The organism is Saccharopolyspora endophytica (assembly GCF_018070075.1).
Classification (GTDB): domain Bacteria; phylum Actinomycetota; class Actinomycetes; order Mycobacteriales; family Pseudonocardiaceae; genus Saccharopolyspora; species Saccharopolyspora endophytica.
In genome coordinates, this window is the sequence record NZ_JAGPXE010000006.1 from 305,825 (window position 1) to 324,952 (window position 19,128).

Annotated in this window: 16 protein-coding genes; 12 read left to right on the forward strand and 4 right to left on the reverse strand. The window is 69.2% G+C overall.

What is annotated here, in order from left to right:
- Positions 1-55: 55 nt before the first annotated feature.
- On the reverse strand, positions 56-1,075 hold the full coding sequence (locus KBO27_RS16835; protein WP_307870453.1) for a tyrosine-type recombinase/integrase: 1,020 nt from the start codon (positions 1,073-1,075) through the stop codon (positions 56-58).
- Positions 1,076-1,167: 92 nt separating this feature from the next.
- On the reverse strand, positions 1,168-1,638 hold the full coding sequence (locus tag KBO27_RS16840) for a hypothetical protein (RefSeq protein WP_210970937.1): 471 nt from the start codon (positions 1,636-1,638) through the stop codon (positions 1,168-1,170).
- Positions 1,639-2,174: 536 nt separating this feature from the next.
- On the opposite strand from KBO27_RS16840, the gene KBO27_RS16845 reads away from it, so the two are divergent.
- Genes KBO27_RS16845 through KBO27_RS16855 form a run of 3 tightly spaced genes read left to right on the forward strand, consistent with a single transcriptional unit; the run spans position 2,175 to position 4,463 of the window.
- A complete protein-coding gene (locus KBO27_RS16845) occupies positions 2,175-2,945 on the forward strand; it encodes an SDR family NAD(P)-dependent oxidoreductase (RefSeq protein ID WP_210970938.1) in 771 nt (256 codons plus the stop codon).
- Positions 2,945-3,565: a UbiX family flavin prenyltransferase gene (locus tag KBO27_RS16850; RefSeq protein ID WP_210970939.1), complete on the forward strand. Its 621-nt coding sequence runs from the start codon at positions 2,945-2,947 to the stop codon at positions 3,563-3,565. The genes KBO27_RS16845 and KBO27_RS16850 overlap by 1 nt, the downstream gene beginning before the upstream one ends.
- 7 nt (positions 3,566-3,572) lie before the next feature.
- Entirely contained in the window at positions 3,573-4,463 is an 891-nt protein-coding gene (locus tag KBO27_RS16855; RefSeq protein WP_210970940.1) for a LysR family transcriptional regulator, read from the forward strand.
- Here KBO27_RS16855 and KBO27_RS16860 read toward each other — a convergent pair.
- On the reverse strand, positions 4,460-5,011 hold the full coding sequence (locus KBO27_RS16860; RefSeq protein WP_233576050.1) for a PadR family transcriptional regulator: 552 nt from the start codon (positions 5,009-5,011) through the stop codon (positions 4,460-4,462). The two genes, KBO27_RS16855 and KBO27_RS16860, sit on opposite strands and share 4 nt — an antisense overlap.
- Positions 5,012-5,117: 106 nt before the next feature.
- Here KBO27_RS16860 and KBO27_RS16865 point away from each other — a divergent pair, with 106 nt between their 5' ends.
- From KBO27_RS16865 to KBO27_RS16905, 9 genes are all read left to right on the forward strand, one after another.
- Positions 5,118-6,686, forward strand: coding sequence for a class I adenylate-forming enzyme family protein (locus tag KBO27_RS16865; protein ID WP_210970941.1), 1,569 nt, complete (start codon positions 5,118-5,120; stop codon positions 6,684-6,686).
- A gap of 8 nt (positions 6,687-6,694) precedes the next feature.
- Positions 6,695-9,139 (forward strand): xanthine dehydrogenase family protein molybdopterin-binding subunit, encoded by a 2,445-nt coding sequence (locus tag KBO27_RS16870; protein ID WP_210970942.1) that lies wholly within the window; start codon positions 6,695-6,697, stop codon positions 9,137-9,139.
- Positions 9,140-9,143: 4 nt separating this feature from the next.
- Positions 9,144-9,923: an enoyl-CoA hydratase/isomerase family protein gene (locus KBO27_RS16875; protein ID WP_125089099.1), complete on the forward strand. Its 780-nt coding sequence runs from the start codon at positions 9,144-9,146 to the stop codon at positions 9,921-9,923.
- Between the two features lie 8 nt (positions 9,924-9,931).
- Positions 9,932-10,819: an FAD binding domain-containing protein gene (locus KBO27_RS16880; protein ID WP_210970943.1), complete on the forward strand. Its 888-nt coding sequence runs from the start codon at positions 9,932-9,934 to the stop codon at positions 10,817-10,819.
- Complete coding sequence (locus KBO27_RS16885) at positions 10,816-12,039, forward strand: xanthine dehydrogenase family Fe-S subunit (RefSeq protein ID WP_210970944.1); 1,224 nt, start codon at positions 10,816-10,818, stop codon at positions 12,037-12,039. The genes KBO27_RS16880 and KBO27_RS16885 overlap by 4 nt, the downstream gene beginning before the upstream one ends.
- Entirely contained in the window at positions 12,039-13,424 is a 1,386-nt protein-coding gene (locus tag KBO27_RS16890) for an aldehyde dehydrogenase family protein (RefSeq protein WP_210970945.1), read from the forward strand. Before KBO27_RS16885 ends, KBO27_RS16890 begins: the two co-directional genes overlap by 1 nt.
- A 110-nt stretch (positions 13,425-13,534) precedes the next feature.
- Positions 13,535-14,935, forward strand: a complete 1,401-nt coding sequence (locus KBO27_RS16895) for a sodium:solute symporter family protein (RefSeq protein ID WP_210970946.1) — start codon at positions 13,535-13,537, stop codon at positions 14,933-14,935.
- Positions 14,932-16,317: a UbiD family decarboxylase gene (locus KBO27_RS16900; protein ID WP_210970947.1), complete on the forward strand. Its 1,386-nt coding sequence runs from the start codon at positions 14,932-14,934 to the stop codon at positions 16,315-16,317. The genes KBO27_RS16895 and KBO27_RS16900 overlap by 4 nt, the downstream gene beginning before the upstream one ends.
- A 57-nt stretch (positions 16,318-16,374) precedes the next feature.
- Positions 16,375-17,715 (forward strand): MFS transporter, encoded by a 1,341-nt coding sequence (locus KBO27_RS16905; RefSeq protein WP_210970948.1) that lies wholly within the window; start codon positions 16,375-16,377, stop codon positions 17,713-17,715.
- Positions 17,716-17,794: 79 nt separating this feature from the next.
- On the opposite strand, the gene KBO27_RS16910 is transcribed toward KBO27_RS16905, so the two are convergent.
- Complete coding sequence (locus KBO27_RS16910) at positions 17,795-19,087, reverse strand: ROK family protein (RefSeq protein WP_210970949.1); 1,293 nt, start codon at positions 19,085-19,087, stop codon at positions 17,795-17,797.
- Positions 19,088-19,128: the final 41 nt, after the last annotated feature.

Genomic DNA, 19,128 nt, shown 5'->3' on the forward strand with positions numbered 1-19,128 from the left:
GCACGCATCGCCGCTGCAGGTCAGCGGGTCGGACAGGCGCCAGGCCTCGTCGTCCCTACCACGACGGTCCTTCATTGAGGCTAGTTGTTCGTCGGGACCGGCAGCGGGCACGACATCTCGCCGTCCCTACCGGGACGTTAGTGGTTGGCATTGGTGGCGAGTGGGTGGGGTTCGTCGGTGAGGGTGGCGAGTGCGGTGGCGATTTCGGTGATGCGGCTTGGGTGTAGGTGGTGGTTCCGGTGTTGCTGTTGGTGGTGGTGTGGCCTGCGTAGGCGCGGGCGATGGTGTAGCTGTGGTTTCGTTCGACCCAGGTGCGGGTGGTGTGGCGGAGCCAGTGGGTGCTGACGCCTTGGGTGGTCACCCAGGGCAGGTGTGTGCCGATGCGGGTCCAGAGGTGGTCGTAGCGGCGTCTGGTGATGGGGGTCCCGTTGCGGTAGCGCAACAGCTGGTCGGTGGGTTTGGTGGCGCCGCGTTGCTGGGCGTGGTCGCGCAGGTGGGTCATGAGGGTGGGGGAGACCGGCTGCCAGCGGAGGGTCTCGCCCTTCTCATGGAGCCGGATCAGGCACTGGTCCGGATCGAGATCACGGAGAGTGAGAGCAAGCGCTCCGCCGCGTCGGCACGCGGTCTCGATGTGCAGTCGCAGGATGAGTGTGTCGAGCGCCGGATCATCACCGGTCGTGGCAGCAACGTGGTTGATCTCCTTGAGCCGGTTATCGGGTAGTCCCCGTCGGGTACTGGCCAGCCGTCGCGGTTTGGTGGCGTTCTTAGCGGGATTGTCGGCGTCGGTGATCAGGCGGTCGGCGACGGCGCGGTTGTAGACACAGCGAATGGCGGCAATGAGGTGCTCGGCCGCACCCCGCCCACCGCGGGCATTACGGCGGACCACGACCTGGGAGCGGATGGTTTCGGCGAGCTGCTGAATCTCCAGCGTGGTGGGCTCGTCCAGGTGCCGATCTCCCCAGTGCTCGAGGATGCGATTCCAGTAAGTGCCGTAGACCCGGCGGGTGCCGGGGGAGACGGCTTTGGCGACCTCGGGGATGTAGTCAGCGAACGTCGGCGCCTGCGGCTTCGGCACCGAGGTACCCAAGAGGTCTTCGGGTGCGACGCCGAGGCGTTCCAGCAGCAGGCGGGCGGCGTCGAGGTCGCTGGAAGCGGGGTTGTGGTGGGTCATGGGGTGTCAGCTCCGGGGGTGTGGAAGGCGGCGACCATGGCGTCGAGCGCGCGCATGGTGTGGATCAGCAGGAGGCCGGGTTCCGGGGCGGCGGCCAGCAGCACCCGGTCGCCGGGGTTGAGGCCGCACCAGCGGCGCACTGCGGCCGGCAATGGGAGGTGGGCGCGGCGCGCGAGGGTGAACACGCCGTCGGGGTCGGCCTGGACGGTCACCGTGGTGTTGGAGAGCACCTCCAGCCGCAGCCGCCGCCCGGCCTGCCAGCCCAGGGCGGTAACGATGCTGCTGTCGGCGATGCGGCCCTGCGGGTCCAGCGAGGCGATCCGATAGACCATCGAGGTGGCGCTCGGCAGGGCTGCGAGTTGGGTGAGCGGGACCCGCCAGGCCTTGCCGCGGGCGGCGAGCAGCTCGGCGCGCTCATCCACCGACAGCGGATGCAGCTCGATCGCGGGGACGGCGGACTCAGCCACGGCCCTCACCCCCGAACCAGCGCTCAGGGGCGGAAGACACGACGAGACGGCGGGTGCAATGCACCTCGCCGTCTCGTGTCTGAAACAATCTGTGGTTATGTGGGACGGATCCCACCCACTGGTGTCCGAGGACGGAGTTGCACACTATTCACCCGCCTTCTGCTTCCCGAAACAGGTTGAGGCAGGAGGTTTCGGTGTCCGCCCGTCCCTTCACCAGTCTTCCTGGGACATGGTCCGGGACAGGCTGGGACCGCCGTGTGAGCTGCAAAATGTCGGATTGGCGCGCGAAGGGACGCCCGCTGTTAGGTGTCCCTGCGTGTCCCAGACATGGATCGCGGTGGAAGGAGCGGGTGCCGGCTACCGAGGGACACGTGCGCGGTTCCACTCGCGAGATCTCGCATACGCGTTGCCTATGGCCGGAGTAGGGCATCGCTCATTGTCGGCGCCCCGCACGAGCGCTTTGACTCAGTGGATGACAGGGCGTCCGCGAGGCAACAGCGCCTGGCGGGCTCGTGCGGATGGAGAGGGGTGCGGTGATGGGTGCTGTGACCGGAAAGGTCGTCCTGCTGACGGGTGCGACCGGTGATATCGGCGTTGCGTACACCATGGCGTTGACCGGGCAGGGAGCGAACGTGGTGGCCACCGACCTGGACGGTTTCTCCGAAACGGGTCGGGAGATCGCGGAGAAGGCCACGGCGCAAGGTGCGGGTCAAGCTGTTTTCGCCGGTTGCGACATCACGTCGGACGAGGACCTGCAGCGCGTGGTGGACCTGGCCGGTGATCGGTTCGGCGGCCTGGATTGCCTGGTCAACAACGCGGCGATCTACCGGACGCTGGGACCGAAGAGGACGCTCACCGAGCTGACCAACGACGAGTGGGACCTCGTGCTCCGCGTCAACGTTCGCGGTTGCTGGCAGTCGATCCGCGCCGTTGCCCCCGCCATGCGGGAGCGGGGTGGCGGGCGGATCGTCAACATCGCCTCCGTCGTGTCCCGGACCGGGGCGGCCGGTTTCGCGCATTACGTGGCGTCCAAGGCAGCGGTCGAGGGCTTGACCAGGGCCGCGGCGCGCGAGCTGGGGCCGGAGGGCATCGCGGTGAACGCCGTCTCGCCCGGCTTGGTCGACGACGCGGCTTCTCGCGACATCAACGATGCGAACTACTTGGAACGCATGAAGACCACGCGTTCCGTGCCGCGTTCCATGGAACCCGAGGACCTGGTCGGTGCGGTGGTGTGGTTGTGCGGCGACGGCAGCGGTTTCGTGACCGGGCAGACGATCGTGGTGGACGGCGGAGGGGTGTTCGTGTGATGCGTCCCGACGAGTTCCCACCTCGCATCGTCGTCGGCATCACCGGTGCGTCCGGTGTGATCTACGGGATCCGCGCACTGGAGCTGCTCGCACAGTTGGGAGTCGAAACGCACCTGGTGCTCACCCGCGCGGCGCGGGCGACCTTGGCGCAGGAGACGTCCTGGACGGCCGCGGACGCGCGGGAGCGGGCGTCGGTGACGCACTCGGAGCACGATCTGGGGGCCGCGATCGCGAGCGGGTCGTTCCCGGTCGACGGAATGCTGGTCGCGCCGTGCAGCGTCAAGACGTTGTCGGCGATCGCCAACAGCTTCGACGACAACCTGCTGGTGCGCGCCGCCGATGTGACGTTGAAGGAGCGCAGGCCCCTGGTGCTGATGTTGCGCGAGACACCGCTGCACCCCGGGCACATCCGGTTGATGGCGCAGGCCGCCGAAGCGGGAGCGGTGCTGATGCCGCCGGTGCCGACGTTCTACACCCAGCCGTCGTCGATCGACGAGATGGTCACCCACACGGTCGCTCGCGCGCTGGACGCCCTGTCGTTGCCGCACCCGCACGCGACCCGGTGGTCCGGAGAGCGGAGCGCGCCGTCGGCTACCGATCGGCGGTCCGTTCGCGCATGATGTCGGCATGGAGCTCCACCAACTGCGCTACGTGCTCGCGGTCGCGCGCGCCGGGAGCTTCAGCCGAGCGGCCGAGGACCTCTTCCTGGCCCAGCCGTCGTTGTCGGTGCAGATCCGCAAGCTCGAGAAGGAGCTCGGCGTCGCCCTCTTCGACCGACTGGGCCGCAGGGTGGTGCTCACCGCGGCCGGTGAGGAGTTCGTCGCCCACGTCCAGCAGGCGTTGGCGCACCTCGACCGGGCGCGGGCGGGCGCCGCCGCCGTGCGCAGCCTGCAAGGCGGGCGGGTGTCGATCGGCGTGTTGCCCAGCGTCGGCGCCGGGCTGCTGCCGGGAGTGCTCGCGGACTTCCGCCGCGAGTACCCGGAGGTCGAGGTCCGGCTCACCGAGCACAACGTCTCCGCCGAGTTCGAGCGGATGGTGGAGGACGGGCGATTGGACCTCGCGGTGATCCGGGCCCCTTGGGCGCGGCCTGGACTCGTGGGCCGGTCGATCGTGCGCGAACCGATCGTCGCTCTGGTCCCGCCGGAGCATCCGCTGGCCGACCGGAGTGAAATAGCGCTGGTCGAGTTGAAGTCCGAGAAGTTCGTCGCCATGCAACGGGACTACGGGCTGCGGGAGCTGCTGGAGCAGATCTGCAACCGAGCCGGGTTCGAGCCGACGGTGACGGTGGAGACCACCCAGCTGTCGGTGCTGCAGGGCATGGTGGCCAGCGGTCTGGGCGTCTCGTTGCTGCCGGAACTCGCCGGCGCGGGCTATCCCGTCACGATCCCGATCGACGACGAGGGCGCTGCCCGGGAACTGGGCATCGTTCACCGCGCCAGGACCCCGCTGTCACCGCCTGCCGCTCTGTTCCTGGAACTGCTCGCGGACGCAGCAGCCAATCGGCCCGCGCGGGGTTAAGCCTCGAACTCGCCTCGCTCGGCGCGTTCTGCCAGCGAGGTCCAGAACCGCAGGGCCGCGTGCTCCATCTCCAGGCCGAGGCCGAGCGTGACCATGCGTCGGGAGATGGCCGACTCGTGGCCGAAGCGCTCCTGCATCTGCTCGTACTCGGCTATGCGGTCCTGGTGCTGCTTGATCTGGTCCTGCGCGAGCCGCTTGATGTCGTCGGGCTCGGCGAGCTCGTTGAAGAAGAGCTTGATCTCGGCGATGTCGCGCAGCTCGTAGTGCTGGTCGGTGGGCTCGGCCAGCCATGAGCGGAGAGCCGAGAGACCGGTGTCGGTGATCGTGTAGGTGCGGCGGCGACGGCCGTCGTCCTCCTCCTCGACTTCGAGCAGTCCCAGCTGTTCGAGCCGCTTGGGCTCGGAGTAGAGCTGGGCGTGCGGGAAGTGCCAGAAGTAGCCCACCGAGTGGCCGATGGCCCGTTTGAGGTCGTACGAGGTCGAAGGCCCGCGCATGGCGATCATCCCCAGCACGACGTACGAGGTCGTGGAAAGCCGAACCGTTGACACGCTCCAAACCCTACCGTACGTTTCCAATCATCTGTTTCAGACGATGTGAAACGGATGATCGGCTTCGGACTTGTTTCGCATCGCTGATGCTGCGAGAGGACTGAGAATGGATCTCGGGACAGTGCTGAGCTGGACCGCCGAGCGGTACCCCGCCAGACGTGCGGTTGGCGGCGAGCTCTCGATGACCTACGCGGAGTGGGACGCCCGCACCAACCAGCTGGCTCGGGCCTTGGCCGAGCTCGGCGTCGGGCACGGCGACAGGGTCGTGTTCCTGCTCGCCGGTGGCGAACCGATGGCCTCGCTGCACCTGGCCGCGCAGAAGCTCGGAGCCGTCTCGGTTCCGCTGTCGTTCCGCTTCGGTGCTGACGAGCTCGCCTACTGCTTGTCCGATGCGGCACCGAAGTTACTGGTCACCGATGATTCCACGGTCGAGACGGCGAGCGCGGCGCTGCGACTCACCGAGCCCGTGCCGCACGCGCACGTCGGTGAAGGCGCTCCGGCCGGTGTCGCAGCGCTGCTGGAACTCGCCGCCGATCAGACCGAGAGCGCGATCGACGTGCAGGTCCGCGATTCCGACACGAGCGTCATGCTCTACACCTCCGGCACCACCGGGAAGCCGAAGGGCGTTCCGCGCACGCACCGGGCGGAGTTCCACGCCGCCGTCGCGCACCTGCACCAGAGCCGGTCGGCTCCCTTCGAGACGACCCTCGGTGTGATGCCCATGTTCCACACGATGGGCCTACGCACCCTGCTCTCCAGCGTGGTCAGCGCCGGGACCTGGGTCCCGCAGGTCCGCTTCGACGCCGAGGAATCGCTGGAGCTGATCACCCGCGAGCGGGTCTCCGCGCTGTACCTGGTGCCCACGATCTACTGGAGCCTGCTCGGCACGGGCCGGCTGGGGGAGACCGGGGTCCGCAAGCTCGCCTACGCCGGAGCCGCGATGACCCCCGCGCTGGCGGAGTCGCTCGTCGACGCGCTCGAACCCGATGTGTTCGTCAACCACTTCGGAAGCACCGAGATCTACACCTTCACCATCGGGCCGGACGTCGCGGCCAAACCGGGATGCGCCGGACGCCCCGGCGTGTTCACGCGGGTTCGCCTCGTCGATCCGCACCCGCAGGCCACGCCGGACGCGCTGGTCGGTGCCGGCGAGCAGGGGCAGATCGCGATCTCGATGGAGTCGCCGGAAGCGTTCGCCGGGTACTGGAACCGGCCCGACGCCGACGCGAAATCCATCCGCGGCGGCTGGTACTTCCCCGGCGATCTCGCCGTCGCGGACGAGGACGGCGACCTGTGGGTCTCCGGACGCGTCGACGACATGATCAATTCGGGTGGCGAGAACATCTACCCCGACGAGATCGAGGACGCGCTGATCCGCTGCCCGGAGGTCGCCGACGTCGTGGTCGTCGGGATGCCGGACGACCGTTGGGGGCAGGCCGTCACCGCGTTCTTCGTCCCCGCCGCGGGGCTGACACCGCAGGACGCCGCCGCCGCGCTGAGCGCCTACATCCGTTCCGGTTCCGGGCTGCCGCCGCTCAAGCGGCCCAAGAAGGTGGTCGCGGTCGCCGAGGTCCCCAAGTCGGCGGTGGGCAAGATCCTGCGCCGCGAACTCGCCGGCGGGCGGTTCAACCCGCTGGCAGAGCTGTCCGCTGCTTCGATCGGATCGCGAAAGTGAGCACCTCGATGACCCCTGCACGCACCACGGCACGCATCGAGGACCCTGCCCTGCTGACCGGGCGCGGCCGGTTCCTCGACGACCTCGATCCGCTGCCCGGCACGTTGACCGCGGCGATCGTGCGCAGCCCGCACCCGCACGCCCGCATCCGCGGCGTCGACCTCACCCGGGCTCGCGCGCACCCCGGCGTGGCGGCGGTCATCGGACCCGACGAGGTCCTCGAAGCGCTGAACCCGTTCCCGCTGTCGCTGAAGACGCCCATGCCGTACTACCCGACGGCGACCGATCGGGCGCGCTTCGTCGGCGAACCCGTGGCGGTCGTGGTCGCGGCCGACCGCTACGCCGCCGAGGACGCCGCCGAGCTGGTCGCGGTGGACTACGAACCGCTGCCGCCGGTGGTCGACGTCGAGGCTGCGTTGCGCCCCGAGGCGCCGCGGCTTCACGAGCACGCCGATGGCAACGTCGCCACCGACCGCACGTTCCACTTCGGTCCCGTGGACGAGCTCTTCGCCGCAGCCGATCACGTCGTCAGCGGCGAGTACCGGTTCCCGCGCTATTCGTCGACACCGATGGAGTGCTACTCGGTGATCGCCGAATGGCAGGACGAAGTGGACGGTCCGGCGATCGCGGCCTGGGCGAACTTCCACGGCCCGTTCTCCATGGTCCCGGTGATCGCGGGAGCGCTGGGCGTCCCGACCTCGCGGGTGCGGCTGATGATCCCCGCCGACAACGGCGGCAGCTTCGGCATCAAGGCCGGGATCTACCCCTACGTGGTGCTGATGGCGCTGGCCAGCAAGCACGCCGGCCGGCCCGTGCGCTGGACCGAGGACCGCAGCGAACACCTGCTGGCCAGCTCGGCGGGTTCGGACCGAGCGATGCGCTTCGAAGCGGCGGTCAACGCCGAGGGCAAGGTCCAGGCGCTGCGGGCGGATCTCGTCGACAACGTCGGCGCCTACCTGCGCCCGCCGGAACCGAGCACGCTCTACCGCTGCTTCGGCAACCTCACCGGCGCCTACGACGTCGAAGCCGTGCAGATCCGCTCGCGCGCGGTGGTGACCAACAAGACGCCGACCGGCCTCAACCGCGGTTTCGGCGGCCAGCAGCTCTACTTCGGGCTGGAGCGGCTGATGGACAAGATCGCCGCGACCTGCGGGGTCGACGCCGCCGAGATCCGCCAGCGCAACCTGGTGCAGGCCGACGCGTTCCCGTACCAGACGGCGACCGGCGGCATCTACGACTCGGGTGACTACCCGCAGGCATTGGCCCTGGCGTTGAAGAACGCCGACTACCCGGCGCTGCGGCAGCGCCAGCGGGAGGCGCGGGAGCGCGGCGAGCACTTCGGCATCGGGCTGGCCACCATCGTCGACCCGTCGGCGACCAACATCGGGTACGTGGGACTGGCCACTCCGGCCGAAGAACGCCCACCGGGGCGCGGGAAGTCGGGTTCCACCGAGCACGTTCGGGTCAGCGTCGACGTCAACGGGGTCGTCTCGGTCCTGCTGGGCACCGTCCCGCAAGGCCAGGGGCACGCCACGGTCGCGCAGCAGGTCGTGGCCGACAGGCTCGGACTGCCGCTCGAGAAGGTCCGGCCAGTGGTGGAGATGGACACGGCCACCACTCCGTGGACGATCAGCTCCGGCAGCTACTCGTCGAGGTTCGCGCCACTGCTGACCAGCGCGCTGGTCGAGGCCTGCGACCGGCTCGCCCGCACGATGCGGACGGCGGCCGGGTCGATGCTGGCACTGGACCCGGAGGAACTCGAACTCGCCGATGGGCGGATCCGGCACCGCGAGGACCACTCCAGGGCGGTGGAGTTCCGCCACGCCGCGGGCGTGGTGCACTGGGATCCCGGTTCATTGCCGGACGGCACCTCGGCCCGGTTGTACGAGGAGGCGGCCTTCACGCCGCCGCAGGCCAAGGCCGCCAGCCGGGGCGACCAGATCAACTCCAGCCTGTGCTACGGCTTCGTCGCCGAGCTCGTGGTCTGCCGGATCGACCCGCAGACCTACGAGCTCACCCTGGAGCTGGTGTCCACAGTGCACGACGCGGGCACCATCCTGAACCCGGTGCTGCTGGAGGGACAGGTACACGGCGCCCTGGCGCACGCCATCGGCGGCGCGATGTACGAGGAGATGCGCTACTCCGACAACGGCCAGCCCACCTCCGCGACGTTCATGGACTACCTGTGCCCGACCACAGCGGAGGTCGGCTACGAGCTGCGCAGCGACCACCTGGAAACGCCCTCGCCGCTGACCCGCCTCGGCGCCAAGGGCTGCGGCGAAGGCAGCTGCATGAGCCTGCCCGTGGCCATCGCCAACGCGGTCGCCGACGCGCTCGCGCCGTCCGGCGCCGACATCACCACGTTGCCGATCCACGGCGACGTGATCCACCGCCTGCTCACTGCGGCGACAACGGATGTCGCGGTGCTCGAAGGAACAGAAGGGGAGAACTGACGACATGGCCCTCACCGGAGGCGAGATCAAGCTGACCCGCGGCCACGACGGCCGGGTCGCGTACCTGACGCTTGACCACGGCAAGTTCAACATCATCACCTGGGAGACCCGGCAGGTCATGGCCGACCGGTTCGCCGAGATCGACGCCGACGACGACATCCAGGTCGTGGTCATCCGAGGCGAAGGCGAGCACTTCTCCTCGGGCGGCGACATCGCCGGCTTCATGGAGGTCGACCCGATCGACTTCACCGACCTCGGCCACAACGTGACCGCGCCCTCCCGCAGCTCCAAGGTCGTCATCACCGCCGTCGACGGCTACTGCTTCGGCGTCGGGTTCGAACTCGCGCTGTCCTCGGACATCCGCGTGGCGACCGAGCGCAGCCAGTTCGCGCTGCCCGAGATGAACCTCGGCATGATCCCGGGCTCCGGCGGAACGCAACGCCTCGCCCGGCTGATCGGGCTCTCCCGCGCCAAGTACCACGTGCTGACCGCGTCCCGAATCAACGCCGCCGACGCCAAGGACTGGGGACTGGTCGCCGACCTGGCCGCCGATCGAGCGGAGCTCGACGACAAGGTGGAGAAGCTCGTGACCAAGTTGGTCGGGTTCTCCCCGCTCGCCGCGCGCACCGCCAAGGAGGTCCTCGACCGCGGCGTCGACGCCCCGCTGTACAGCGGGATCGAGCTGGAGCGCAAGGCCTACGCGATGCTGCGCTCCAGCAAGGACTTCGCCGAAGGCGTGGCCGCGTTCAACGAGAAGCGCGCCCCGAAGTTCCAGGGGCGGTGAGGATCTAGATGAAGGCCGCACCTTTCGCGTACGCACGCCCCGGGGCGTTGTCCGACGCCGTTGCCGAACTCGTCGACGCCGACGGAGGCGGCAAGGTCATCGCCGGCGGGCAATCCCTGGTGCCGGTGCTGGCCATGCGGCTGGCGCGGCCGACCACCCTGGTGGACATCAACGCGGTCACCGGGCTCGACGCGCTGCGGACGGTCGGCGACCGGCTGGAGGTCGGCGCCACCGTCCGGCAGCGTCGCGTGGAGCACGCGCCCGAGTCCGCTCGGGTGCCGCTGCTGCGGCTCGCGCTGCCCTGGGTCGGGCACCGCGAACTGCGCAGCCGCGGCACGGTCTGCGGAAGCCTGGCGCACGCCGACCCAGCCGCCGAGCTCCCGGCGGTCGCTAGCTGCCTGGACGCGGAGCTGACGCTGACGGGTCCCGGAGGCGAACGCGCCGTTCGAGCCCGTGAGTTCTTCGACGGGGCGATGACGACCGCACTGCGCCCGGAGGACGTCCTGTCGGCGGTCTCCTTCCCCGTGGCCGGGCCGCGCGAGGGCTTCGGATTCGCGGAGATCGCGCGCAGGCACGGCGACTTCGCGTTGGCCGGCGTGGCAGCGCACGTCCGCGTCGACGACGCCGGAGGCGTGTCCGCCGCGACGATGACGGCCTTCGGCGTCTCCGACCGGCCCGTCACCCGTGACCTGACCAGCCTGATCCGCACGACCGGTGGAGACCAAGCCGAACTGGCCGATGCGCTCGACGACGTGGTGCGCGAGGTCGTCGACACCGACGGCGACGTGCACGCGTCGAACGGCTACCGGCGGCGCCTCCTGCGGGCGCTGGCAGCCCGGGAAATGGCCAAGGCGCACCGCCGCGCGGTGCGCGGCACAGCGGAGGTGGAATCATGACGAGCACTGAAGAACCCGTGCAGGAGGGCCTTCGACCGGTCCGCGCAGAAGCCGGCGAGACCGTCGAGGTGAGGTTCACCGTCAACGGCACACCCGCGGTGCTGAACCTCCCCGCCCGCGTCACGCTGGCGGACGCGCTGCGCGACCACCTGGGACTGACCGGGACCCACGTCGGATGCGAGCACGGGGTCTGCGGGATGTGCACCGTGCTGGTCGACGGCGAGGCCGCCCGCGCGTGCCTGCTGTTCGCCTGCCAGCTCGACGGCGCTGAGGTCGTCACCGTCGAGGGGCTCGGGCGCCCGGACGACCTGCACCCGCTGCAGGAGTCCTTCGGCCGGAACCACGCCCTGCAATGCGGTTTCTGCACCCCGGGATTCCTGCTCAGCTCTTACGACCTGCTCAGCAACAAGCCCGAGGTCACCGACGAGGAGCTCCCCGCGGAGCTGTCCGGCGTGATCTGCCGCTGCACCGGATACCGGAACATCCTGACCGCCGTCTCCCAAACGCGCGCCGCGCACCCGGAGGGAATCCCCGAACCGGGCAACTGCGCCAGGCGGACGTTGGTCGGCCGCTCCGGCGGTCAGTCGGCGACGGTCGTCGAGGAGCGCGCGGAACCTTCGGGCGAAGCCGACAGGAACGTGGAGATCGTGCTCCCCGAGGGAGACCCGACGATCGCGGTGCAGGTGGACACCGCCTTGGACGTGCCGTTCGACGAGGTGTGGCGCGTGCTCGACGACGTGCGCGTGCTGGCGGGATGCCTCCCCGGCGCGGAGCTCACCGAGGAACTCGGCGAGCAGCTCTACGCCGGACGGGCACGGGTCGCGGTCGGTCCCATCAAGCTCTCGTTCCACGGGATCGCCCGGGTGCTCGAACAGGACCGGGAAACCGGGACGATCCGCGTGCTCGCGCAGGGGCAGGACACCGGAGGGGCGCAAACCCAGGCCGACATCACGCTGCGGGCGCACGCCACCGCAGCGGGGACGGAACTCCGCGCCGACGCGGCCGTGTACCTGACCGGCCGAATCGCCCAGTTCGGCCGAGCGCTGGCGGGCGACATCAGCCGACGCATGTTCGAGCAGTTCGCCGACTCGGTCCGCCAGGCCGCCACCACCGGAGAAGCACCGCAGCGGTCCCACGCCGCGCCGAGCGCGTTCCGGATGATGTTCGGCACCTTGCTGGACCGGATCAAGCGAATCGGCCGTCCCCGAGGTGGGAAGTGATGAAAACACCCCTCCAGCCGGTCAACCCGGCGACGCTCGAACCTCTGGAAATCGCGGAACAAGCCACGGACGCCGAGATCGGCGAAGCCGTGTCGGAAGCGACGCGCGCCATGCGCACCGGGTGGCCGCGAGATCACAGGCTCCGGGCGCAGTCCCTGAACGCCTGGGCGGACCTGCTCAGCGACCACAGCTCGGAACTCGCCGACGACCTGGTGCGAGAAACCGGGAAACCCATCGGTGAAGCGCGCAAGGAGGTCGCGGGCGCGATCGATTCCCTGCGGTTCAACGCCGGTCTCGCCAGGCTTCCGCTGGGCCGTGCCGCCGGTCTTCCCGACGGGAGCGAGGCGCACCTGGTGCGCGAACCGGTCGGCCCGACGGTGTTCATCACCCCGTGGAACTGGCCCGTGCTGCTGTTGCTGCGCGATCTGGCTCCGGCGTTCGCCGCCGGAGTGACGGCGCTCGTCAAGCCCGCCCCGCAGACCACGCACATCACCCGACGCGTGATCGCGCTCGGCCACCGGGCCGGAGTGCCACCGGAGGTGCTCCACGTGCTCCCCGGTGACGCCGAGGTGGGCGCTGAACTCGTGGCCCACCCCGACACCAGAGCCGTTGCGATCACCGGCTCGACCGAGGCCGGGCAAGCGGTCATGCGCGCCGCTGCCGCCACCATGACCAGGCCGCTGCTGGAACTGGGCGGCAAGGCCTCGATGCTCGTGCTGGCGGACGCCGACCTGGAAGCCGCGGCGGAGGCGGCCGCCCGTGCCGCCGTGATCACGAGCGGCCAGATGTGCATGGCGTGCACCAGAATCCTCGTGCACGCGCGCCACGCGAAGGACGCCGAGGAACTGCTGCGCGAACGACTGGCGGCCTTGACGCCGGGAGATCCGAGGGACGAGAGCACCGATCTCGGTCCGCTGATATCCGAAGCCGCGGTGACCAAGGTCCTCAACGCCGTCGACCGCGCGCGGGAGGACGGTCGCGTCCTCGTCGGCGGGCAACAGGCGCACCCCGACGGCCTGCCAGGTCATTTCCTCACACCCGCTCTCGTGTCCGAACTGGATCCGCGATCACCCGTGGTGCAGGAGGACCTCTTCGGTCCGCTGCTGTCGCTGGAGGTCTTCGACTCCGACGAGAACGCGATCGAATTGGCCAACGCCACGCCCTTCGGGCTCGCCGCAGCGGTGTGGACGCGTGATCTCACGCGCGGCTTCGCCGTGGCGCGCGAGCTGCAGTCCGGAACCGTGTGGCTGAACGGGTACAACCACTCCTACGCCGAGATGCCCTCCGGCGGCGTGCGGATGTCCGGGATGGGCCGCACCCGCGGTGTCGAGGGCGTCGAGCAGTTCACCGAACTCAAGCACGTGCACTTCCCGGTCGGGCTATAACCCGAGCCAATAGGAGCTATGCGCAAGAGGTTCTGGCTGGTCCTCTCACACCGGCCTAACTTCGCTTCGTAGTTTCTCTGGCCGCAACGGAGCGGCGTTGGAGGGTTCCCTTGCAATCAGGTTGGTTAGTAGTTCTCATCGTCGCGGGCTACATCGCGTTGCTCGCCCTGATCAGCTTCCTGGCCGGTCGATCGACACGTACCGCGTCAGGATTCACCAGCGGCGGCAAGAGCTTTCCCGCCGTCCTCATCGGATTCCTGCTCGCGTCCGAGTTCATCGGCACGAGCGCGAGCATCGGAACCGCGCAGGAGGCTTACGAATCCGGCATCTCGGCCGCGTGGAACATCGTCTCGCTGGGAATCGGTTTCGTGCTCTTCGCCTTCCTGCTGGCACGCAAGTTCAGCGAGTTGGGGGAGAACACGATCTCCGGTGCCCTCGACCGCTACTACGGGAGGAGGGTGCGCACCGCCACGTCGATGATCATGGTCTGCTCCTTGCTGATCGTCGCCGTCTCGGTCTACGCCAGCGGTGGTGCGATCCTGAGCGGACTCCTCGGCGTCGACCAGGACCTGGCCGTCGTCCTGGTCGGTGTGCTCGCCACGTTCTACGTGGTGGTGGGCGGCATGCGATCAGTCGTCTACACCAACGTCGTGCACGCGATCGTGAAGATGGCCGGGGTGATCATCCTCGCGATCATCGGCGCTCAGCGCGCAGGAGGCGTCGACGGGCTGCGAGCAGCGCTGCCGCCGACGATGTTCTCCTGGCACGGAGTGGGTTTCGGGCAGATATTCGCGTGGCTGATCGCCGGTGGCGGTGCCATCTTCGCGACCCAGTACGTCGTGCAGGCGATCACCACCGCAGGCAACGCCCACCGCGCGCAGCGAGCCGGGTTCTACTCGGCGCTGATCCTGGTTCCCTACGGTCTGCTCGCCGCGTTCATCGGCATGTGCAGCGCGGTGGTCTACCCGCACATCAAGAGCATCCAGGCCATGCCCGCGTTCGCCATGGACATCGACCCGGTCTTGGCCGGGATCGTCGTCGCCGGGCTCGCCGGCGCGATGTTCGGAACCATCGCGGCCCTGGTCATCGGCGCTTCCACGCTGCTACTCAAGGACTTCTACCAGCCGCACTTCAACGTCGCCGGGGACGACCGCCGCGACGTGCTGTTCCTCCGGGTGGCGACGGTGGTGACCGGCTTGGTGCCGATCGCGCTGGCGCTGTTCGCCACCGATGTGCTCACCGTGACCTTCCTGGCCAAATCGCTGCGCGCGGCATTGGCGGTGCTGGTGCTGCTGATGTTCTACGCGCCCCGGTACGGCACGAGGACCGGTGCGTTTTGGGCCATCGTGCTCGCGCTGCCGACCACCATCGGCTGGTTCCTGCTCGGTGACCCCTTCGGCATCGACAACGCCTACATCGCGGTCGCAACGCCCTTGCTGGTGATGACCTGCACCCACCTCACATCGGGCCGGTCGAAGACCGTCCCGGCGGTCACCGGGGAGAAGAGATGACGAACAACGCCCTGCCCGTCGGCGCTGATCTGCGCGGCTGGCTGGACCGCCTGCAGGCGACCGGACGCCTGTCCGCGGCCAGGCAGGGAGCGGACCTGCGGTTCGAGCTGTCGGGAATCGCCAGCCGGCTGGACGGCGACCGCGCGGTGGTCTTCGGGAAGCCCGGCGGGAAGGACATCACCGTGGTGTCCGGGCTGCTGTCGCGCCGCGAATGGATGGCGGAAGCGCTCGGGGTCGCCGAGACCGAACTCATCGACCGCTTCCAGCAGGCGTGCCAGGACCCCGTTCCGTGGACCGAGGTCGAGCACGCCCCCTGCCAGGAGGAGGTGATCCGAGAGGTCGACCTCGGCTCGTTGCCCGTTCCCACGCACAACGAGCACGACCACGGCCCGTACATCACCGCGGGCCTGCTCATCGCTCGCAACCCGACGACCGGGTCGCAGAACGTGTCCATCCACCGGCTGCAGGTCAGCGGGCCAGACCGGCTCGGGGCGCTCCTGCTGCCCAGGCACACGGCCGCGTTCTTCGGACAGGCCGAAGCCTCGGGGACCGACCTGGAGGTGGCGATCGCCATCGGCGTCGACCCGCTCACCTTGATGTCCTCGCAAGCGGCGGTACCGATCGACCACGACGAACTGGAGATCGCCGGTGCGCTGCGCGGCAGCCCGCTGCCGGTCACCAGGGCGGTCACCAACGAGGTCCGGGTTCCCGCCGACGCGGAGATCGTGCTGGAAGGCAGGCTGCTCGCCGATGTCCGGGAGCCGGAGGGGCCGTTCGGTGAATTCCCCCAGTACTACGGCCCTCGCGCCGACCGCCACGTGGTGCGCATCGACGCGATGACGCACCGCCGAGACCCGATCTACCACACCATCGTCGGCGGTGGACTGGAACACCTGCTGCTGGGGTGCATTCCGCGCGAAGGCTCCTTCCTGGCGCACCTGAGGCAGAACTTCCAGTGCGTGCGGGCCGTGCACCTGCCGCGCGGTGGCGTGTGCCGCTACCACCTCTACGTGCAGGTCCGCGATCCCGAACCCGGCGAGGTGAAGAACCTGATCCTCGCGGCGCTGGGCACGCACTACGACATCAAGCACGTGACGGTGGTCGACTCCGATGTGGACGTCTTCGACCCCAACGAGGTCGAGTGGGCCGTCGCCACCCGCTTCCAGGCCGATCGCGACCTGGTGCTCGTCGGTGGTGCGCAAGGCTCACGGCTCGATCCGTCCACAACGGACGGTGTTGGCGCGAAGATGGGTCTCGACGCGACGATTCCGCCCGTCGACGACGAAGACCGGTTCACCAGGATCCGCGTTCCGGGGGCGGAGGAGATCGACCTGGAACGCGCAGTGACCCCCGCGCCGGCGAACTGGCGCTCCGCACGTTGAACCGCACGGACTCCTTTCCGCAACACCACACCAACAGACCTCGATGAGGAGGTGGACATGTCCACGACGAACACCGGACTGTCCAGAAGAGCCACGCTGTACGCGAGCTTCGCCTCGGTAGCGGGGTGGGCGTTCGACCTGTTCGATCTGTTCATCCTGCTCTACGTCGCCAGTACCGTCGGCGACCTGATCTTCCCGGTGGCGAGCCCGACCTTGAGCCTCGCCGCGGTCTACGCCTCGTTCGCGGTGAGCGTGCTGCTCCGCCCGGCCGGAGCGGCGATCTTCGGAGCGGTCGCCGACCGCAACGGGCGCAAGCAGACGATGGTGATCGTGCTGGCCGGCGTGGGGTTGTCCACCGCCGCGATGGGAGCAGTGCCGACCTACGCGGCAGCCGGTATCGCCGCACCGCTGCTGTTCCTGGCGCTGCGCCTGGTGCAGGGCGTGTTCGTCGGCGGTGTCGTCGCGGCGACGCACACGCTGGGCACCGAGAGCGTCGGGCAGCGCTGGCGAGGCCTGATGTCCGGGCTGATCGGTGGCGGCGGCGCGGGCATCGGTGCGGCCCTGGCCAGCGGCGTGTTCATCCTGGTCAGCGCGATCTTCCCGGGCGAGCAGTTCAACGTCTGGGGGTGGCGCGTCATGTTCTTCGCCGGGCTCATGGCAGCGTTGATCAGCTTCATCGTGCTCCGCGGGGTCGAGGAATCGCCGCTGTGGAAAGCGCAGCAGCAGACTCCCGGTCCGAAGACGCGCTTCACCGACCTGGCCCGTGGCGGCAGGGGAGGGCTGCTCGTGCTGAACCTGGTGCTGGTCTCCGGCGCCGGTTCGCAGTACTACCTGACCTCCGGTTTCCTCCCCACGCTGCTGGGCAAGGTCAGCGGGGTCGCCCAGAGCGCTCAGGGCACGATCCTGCTGGTCTCGAGTCTGGGCGTGATCGTGGCCGCGGTTGCCGCGGGCGAGCTCAGCGAGCACTTCGGACGCCGGCGCACGATGCTGGTGATCGGGTCGTTCAACCTCGTCGCTCTGCCCTTGCTGGTGTGGCTGATCACCAGCACCGATCCGGCGAGCACCAGCCTGATCATGTTCTACGCGTCGGCCCTGGCCTTCTTTGCCAACGCCGCCTACGCCCCGGTCCTGGTGTTCCTCAACGAACGCTATCCGACGGCTCTGCGAGGACGGGGAACCGCGATCTGCTGGAACCTCGGTTTCATGATCGGTGGTCTGATGCCGAGCTTCGTCAACCTCGCCAGCCCGCAGCTGGCGGACGTGCCCGGTCGACTCATGGTGTTCCTGTTCGTGATGGTCCTGGTCTTCATCGTCGCGGGAGCGCTGAGCCCGGAGACCCGTGGCGCCATGAACGCGGAGGAGACCGAGCGGCGAGAGGTGCAGCCGTCGGTGGAGTGAGGGTTGCCTGGTCGTCGCGCGCAAGGCGGGCGGTCCCAGTGCTGCTGGGACCGCCCGTGCGCCGTCGGACGTCGCGGACTCAAGCGGTGGTGTCGGCCAGCGCCGGGCTGCCGTGGGGGGTGGTGGTGTCGAGCCATCGGGCAAGGCGAGCGGGGGTGAACAGTTCGTCGAGGACCATGAAAGCCGCTCCGGTGAGCCCGGCGTGATCGTGCAGGGTGGACTGCTCGATGCGGAGTTCGCGGGTGGCCAGGGGGAGCGAGCGCTGGTAGACGTTCTGCCGGATGGTGGCCAGCAGCAGATCGCCCGCCTTGGCGACGCCGCCGCCGATGACGACCAGCGATGGGTTGTAGAAGCTGACCAGGGTTGCCAGCAACGTGCCGATGTGGTGAGCGGCGGCGACGAGCAGCTCCACGGCCGTGCGATCGCCGCAGGTGGCCGCGTGGACGACGTCGGAGGCTTCGACGCGCCCACGTTCGCGGAGCGCTTCCGCGAGCACCGCGCTGCGGCCGGTTTCGGCTGCACGCGTGCCGTCTCGGGCAAGGGCTGCGCCAGCGGCGACGGCTTCGAGGCAGCCGGTGTTGCCGCACCGGCAGACGATCGACTCGTCGTCGAGGACCGCGGCGTGCCCGATGTCGCCAGCGCACCCTTGGCGACCGCGGTGCAGGCGTCCACCGGAGACCAGCCCGGCTCCTATTCCCGTGCCGATCTTGACGTAGAGGATGTCGTCGTGCCGGCCTCCCGACCCGGCGCGCACCTCCCCGAGCGCCATCAGGTTCACCTCGTTGTCCACCCACACGGGAGCGTCGAAGACGCCGCCGAGCCGGTCGCGGACGGGGTAGCCGTCCCAGCCGGGCATGATCGGCGGCGCGATGGGGCGTCCGGTGGCGAACTCGACGGGACCAGGCAGGCCGATCCCGATGCCCCAGACGTCGGCCGAGCGTGCCTCGATCTTGTCGAGGATCTCGTGGAACAGCGCCTCGACCCGGCCGAGCACGGAGTGCGGGCCGTCGGCGATGTCGCAGGCCTCGTCGTGGAACTCGATTACCTCGCCGGCCAGGTTGGCCACGCCGATGGTCAGGCTGGTGGCCCCCAGCTCGGCGACCAGCACGAGACCGCCCTCCGCTCGGAAGCGCAGCTGTCGGGCAGCGCGTCCTCCCGTGGACGGTGCGAGGTCTCCCTCTTCGACCAGCCCCGAGCGGGCGAGCTGAGCCACCCGCTGATTGATCACGGTGCGTCCGAGGCCGGAGTGCCTGGTCAGCGCGGGGCGAGTCGTTGCTCTGCCGGAACGCACCAGGTCGAGGACGGTGACGAGGTGTCGGAAGTCCTCCGGGTGGGTGCCGTTGTGGTCGGGGCTGGGACGTGGTTCAGACACCTCTTCATCTTGCCAGAAACAGACTTATGCGCGCTGCATGT

What these genes read in the sequence shown, in the direction of transcription:
- KBO27_RS16845 (WP_210970938.1), top strand. Translation starts at nt 2,175, where the DNA reads ATGGGTGCTGTGACCGGAAAGGTCGTCCTGCTGACGGGTGCGACCGGT.
- KBO27_RS16850 (WP_210970939.1), top strand. Translation starts at nt 2,945, where the DNA reads ATGCGTCCCGACGAGTTCCCACCTCGCATCGTCGTCGGCATCACCGGT.
- KBO27_RS16855 (WP_210970940.1), top strand. Translation starts at nt 3,573, where the DNA reads ATGGAGCTCCACCAACTGCGCTACGTGCTCGCGGTCGCGCGCGCCGGG.
- KBO27_RS16865 (WP_210970941.1), top strand. Translation starts at nt 5,118, where the DNA reads ATGGATCTCGGGACAGTGCTGAGCTGGACCGCCGAGCGGTACCCCGCC.
- KBO27_RS16870 (WP_210970942.1), top strand. Translation starts at nt 6,695, where the DNA reads ATGACCCCTGCACGCACCACGGCACGCATCGAGGACCCTGCCCTGCTG.
- KBO27_RS16875 (WP_125089099.1), top strand. Translation starts at nt 9,144, where the DNA reads ATGGCCCTCACCGGAGGCGAGATCAAGCTGACCCGCGGCCACGACGGC.
- KBO27_RS16880 (WP_210970943.1), top strand. Translation starts at nt 9,932, where the DNA reads ATGAAGGCCGCACCTTTCGCGTACGCACGCCCCGGGGCGTTGTCCGAC.
- KBO27_RS16885 (WP_210970944.1), top strand. Translation starts at nt 10,816, where the DNA reads ATGACGAGCACTGAAGAACCCGTGCAGGAGGGCCTTCGACCGGTCCGC.
- KBO27_RS16890 (WP_210970945.1), top strand. Translation starts at nt 12,039, where the DNA reads ATGAAAACACCCCTCCAGCCGGTCAACCCGGCGACGCTCGAACCTCTG.
- KBO27_RS16900 (WP_210970947.1), top strand. Translation starts at nt 14,932, where the DNA reads ATGACGAACAACGCCCTGCCCGTCGGCGCTGATCTGCGCGGCTGGCTG.
- KBO27_RS16905 (WP_210970948.1), top strand. Translation starts at nt 16,375, where the DNA reads ATGTCCACGACGAACACCGGACTGTCCAGAAGAGCCACGCTGTACGCG.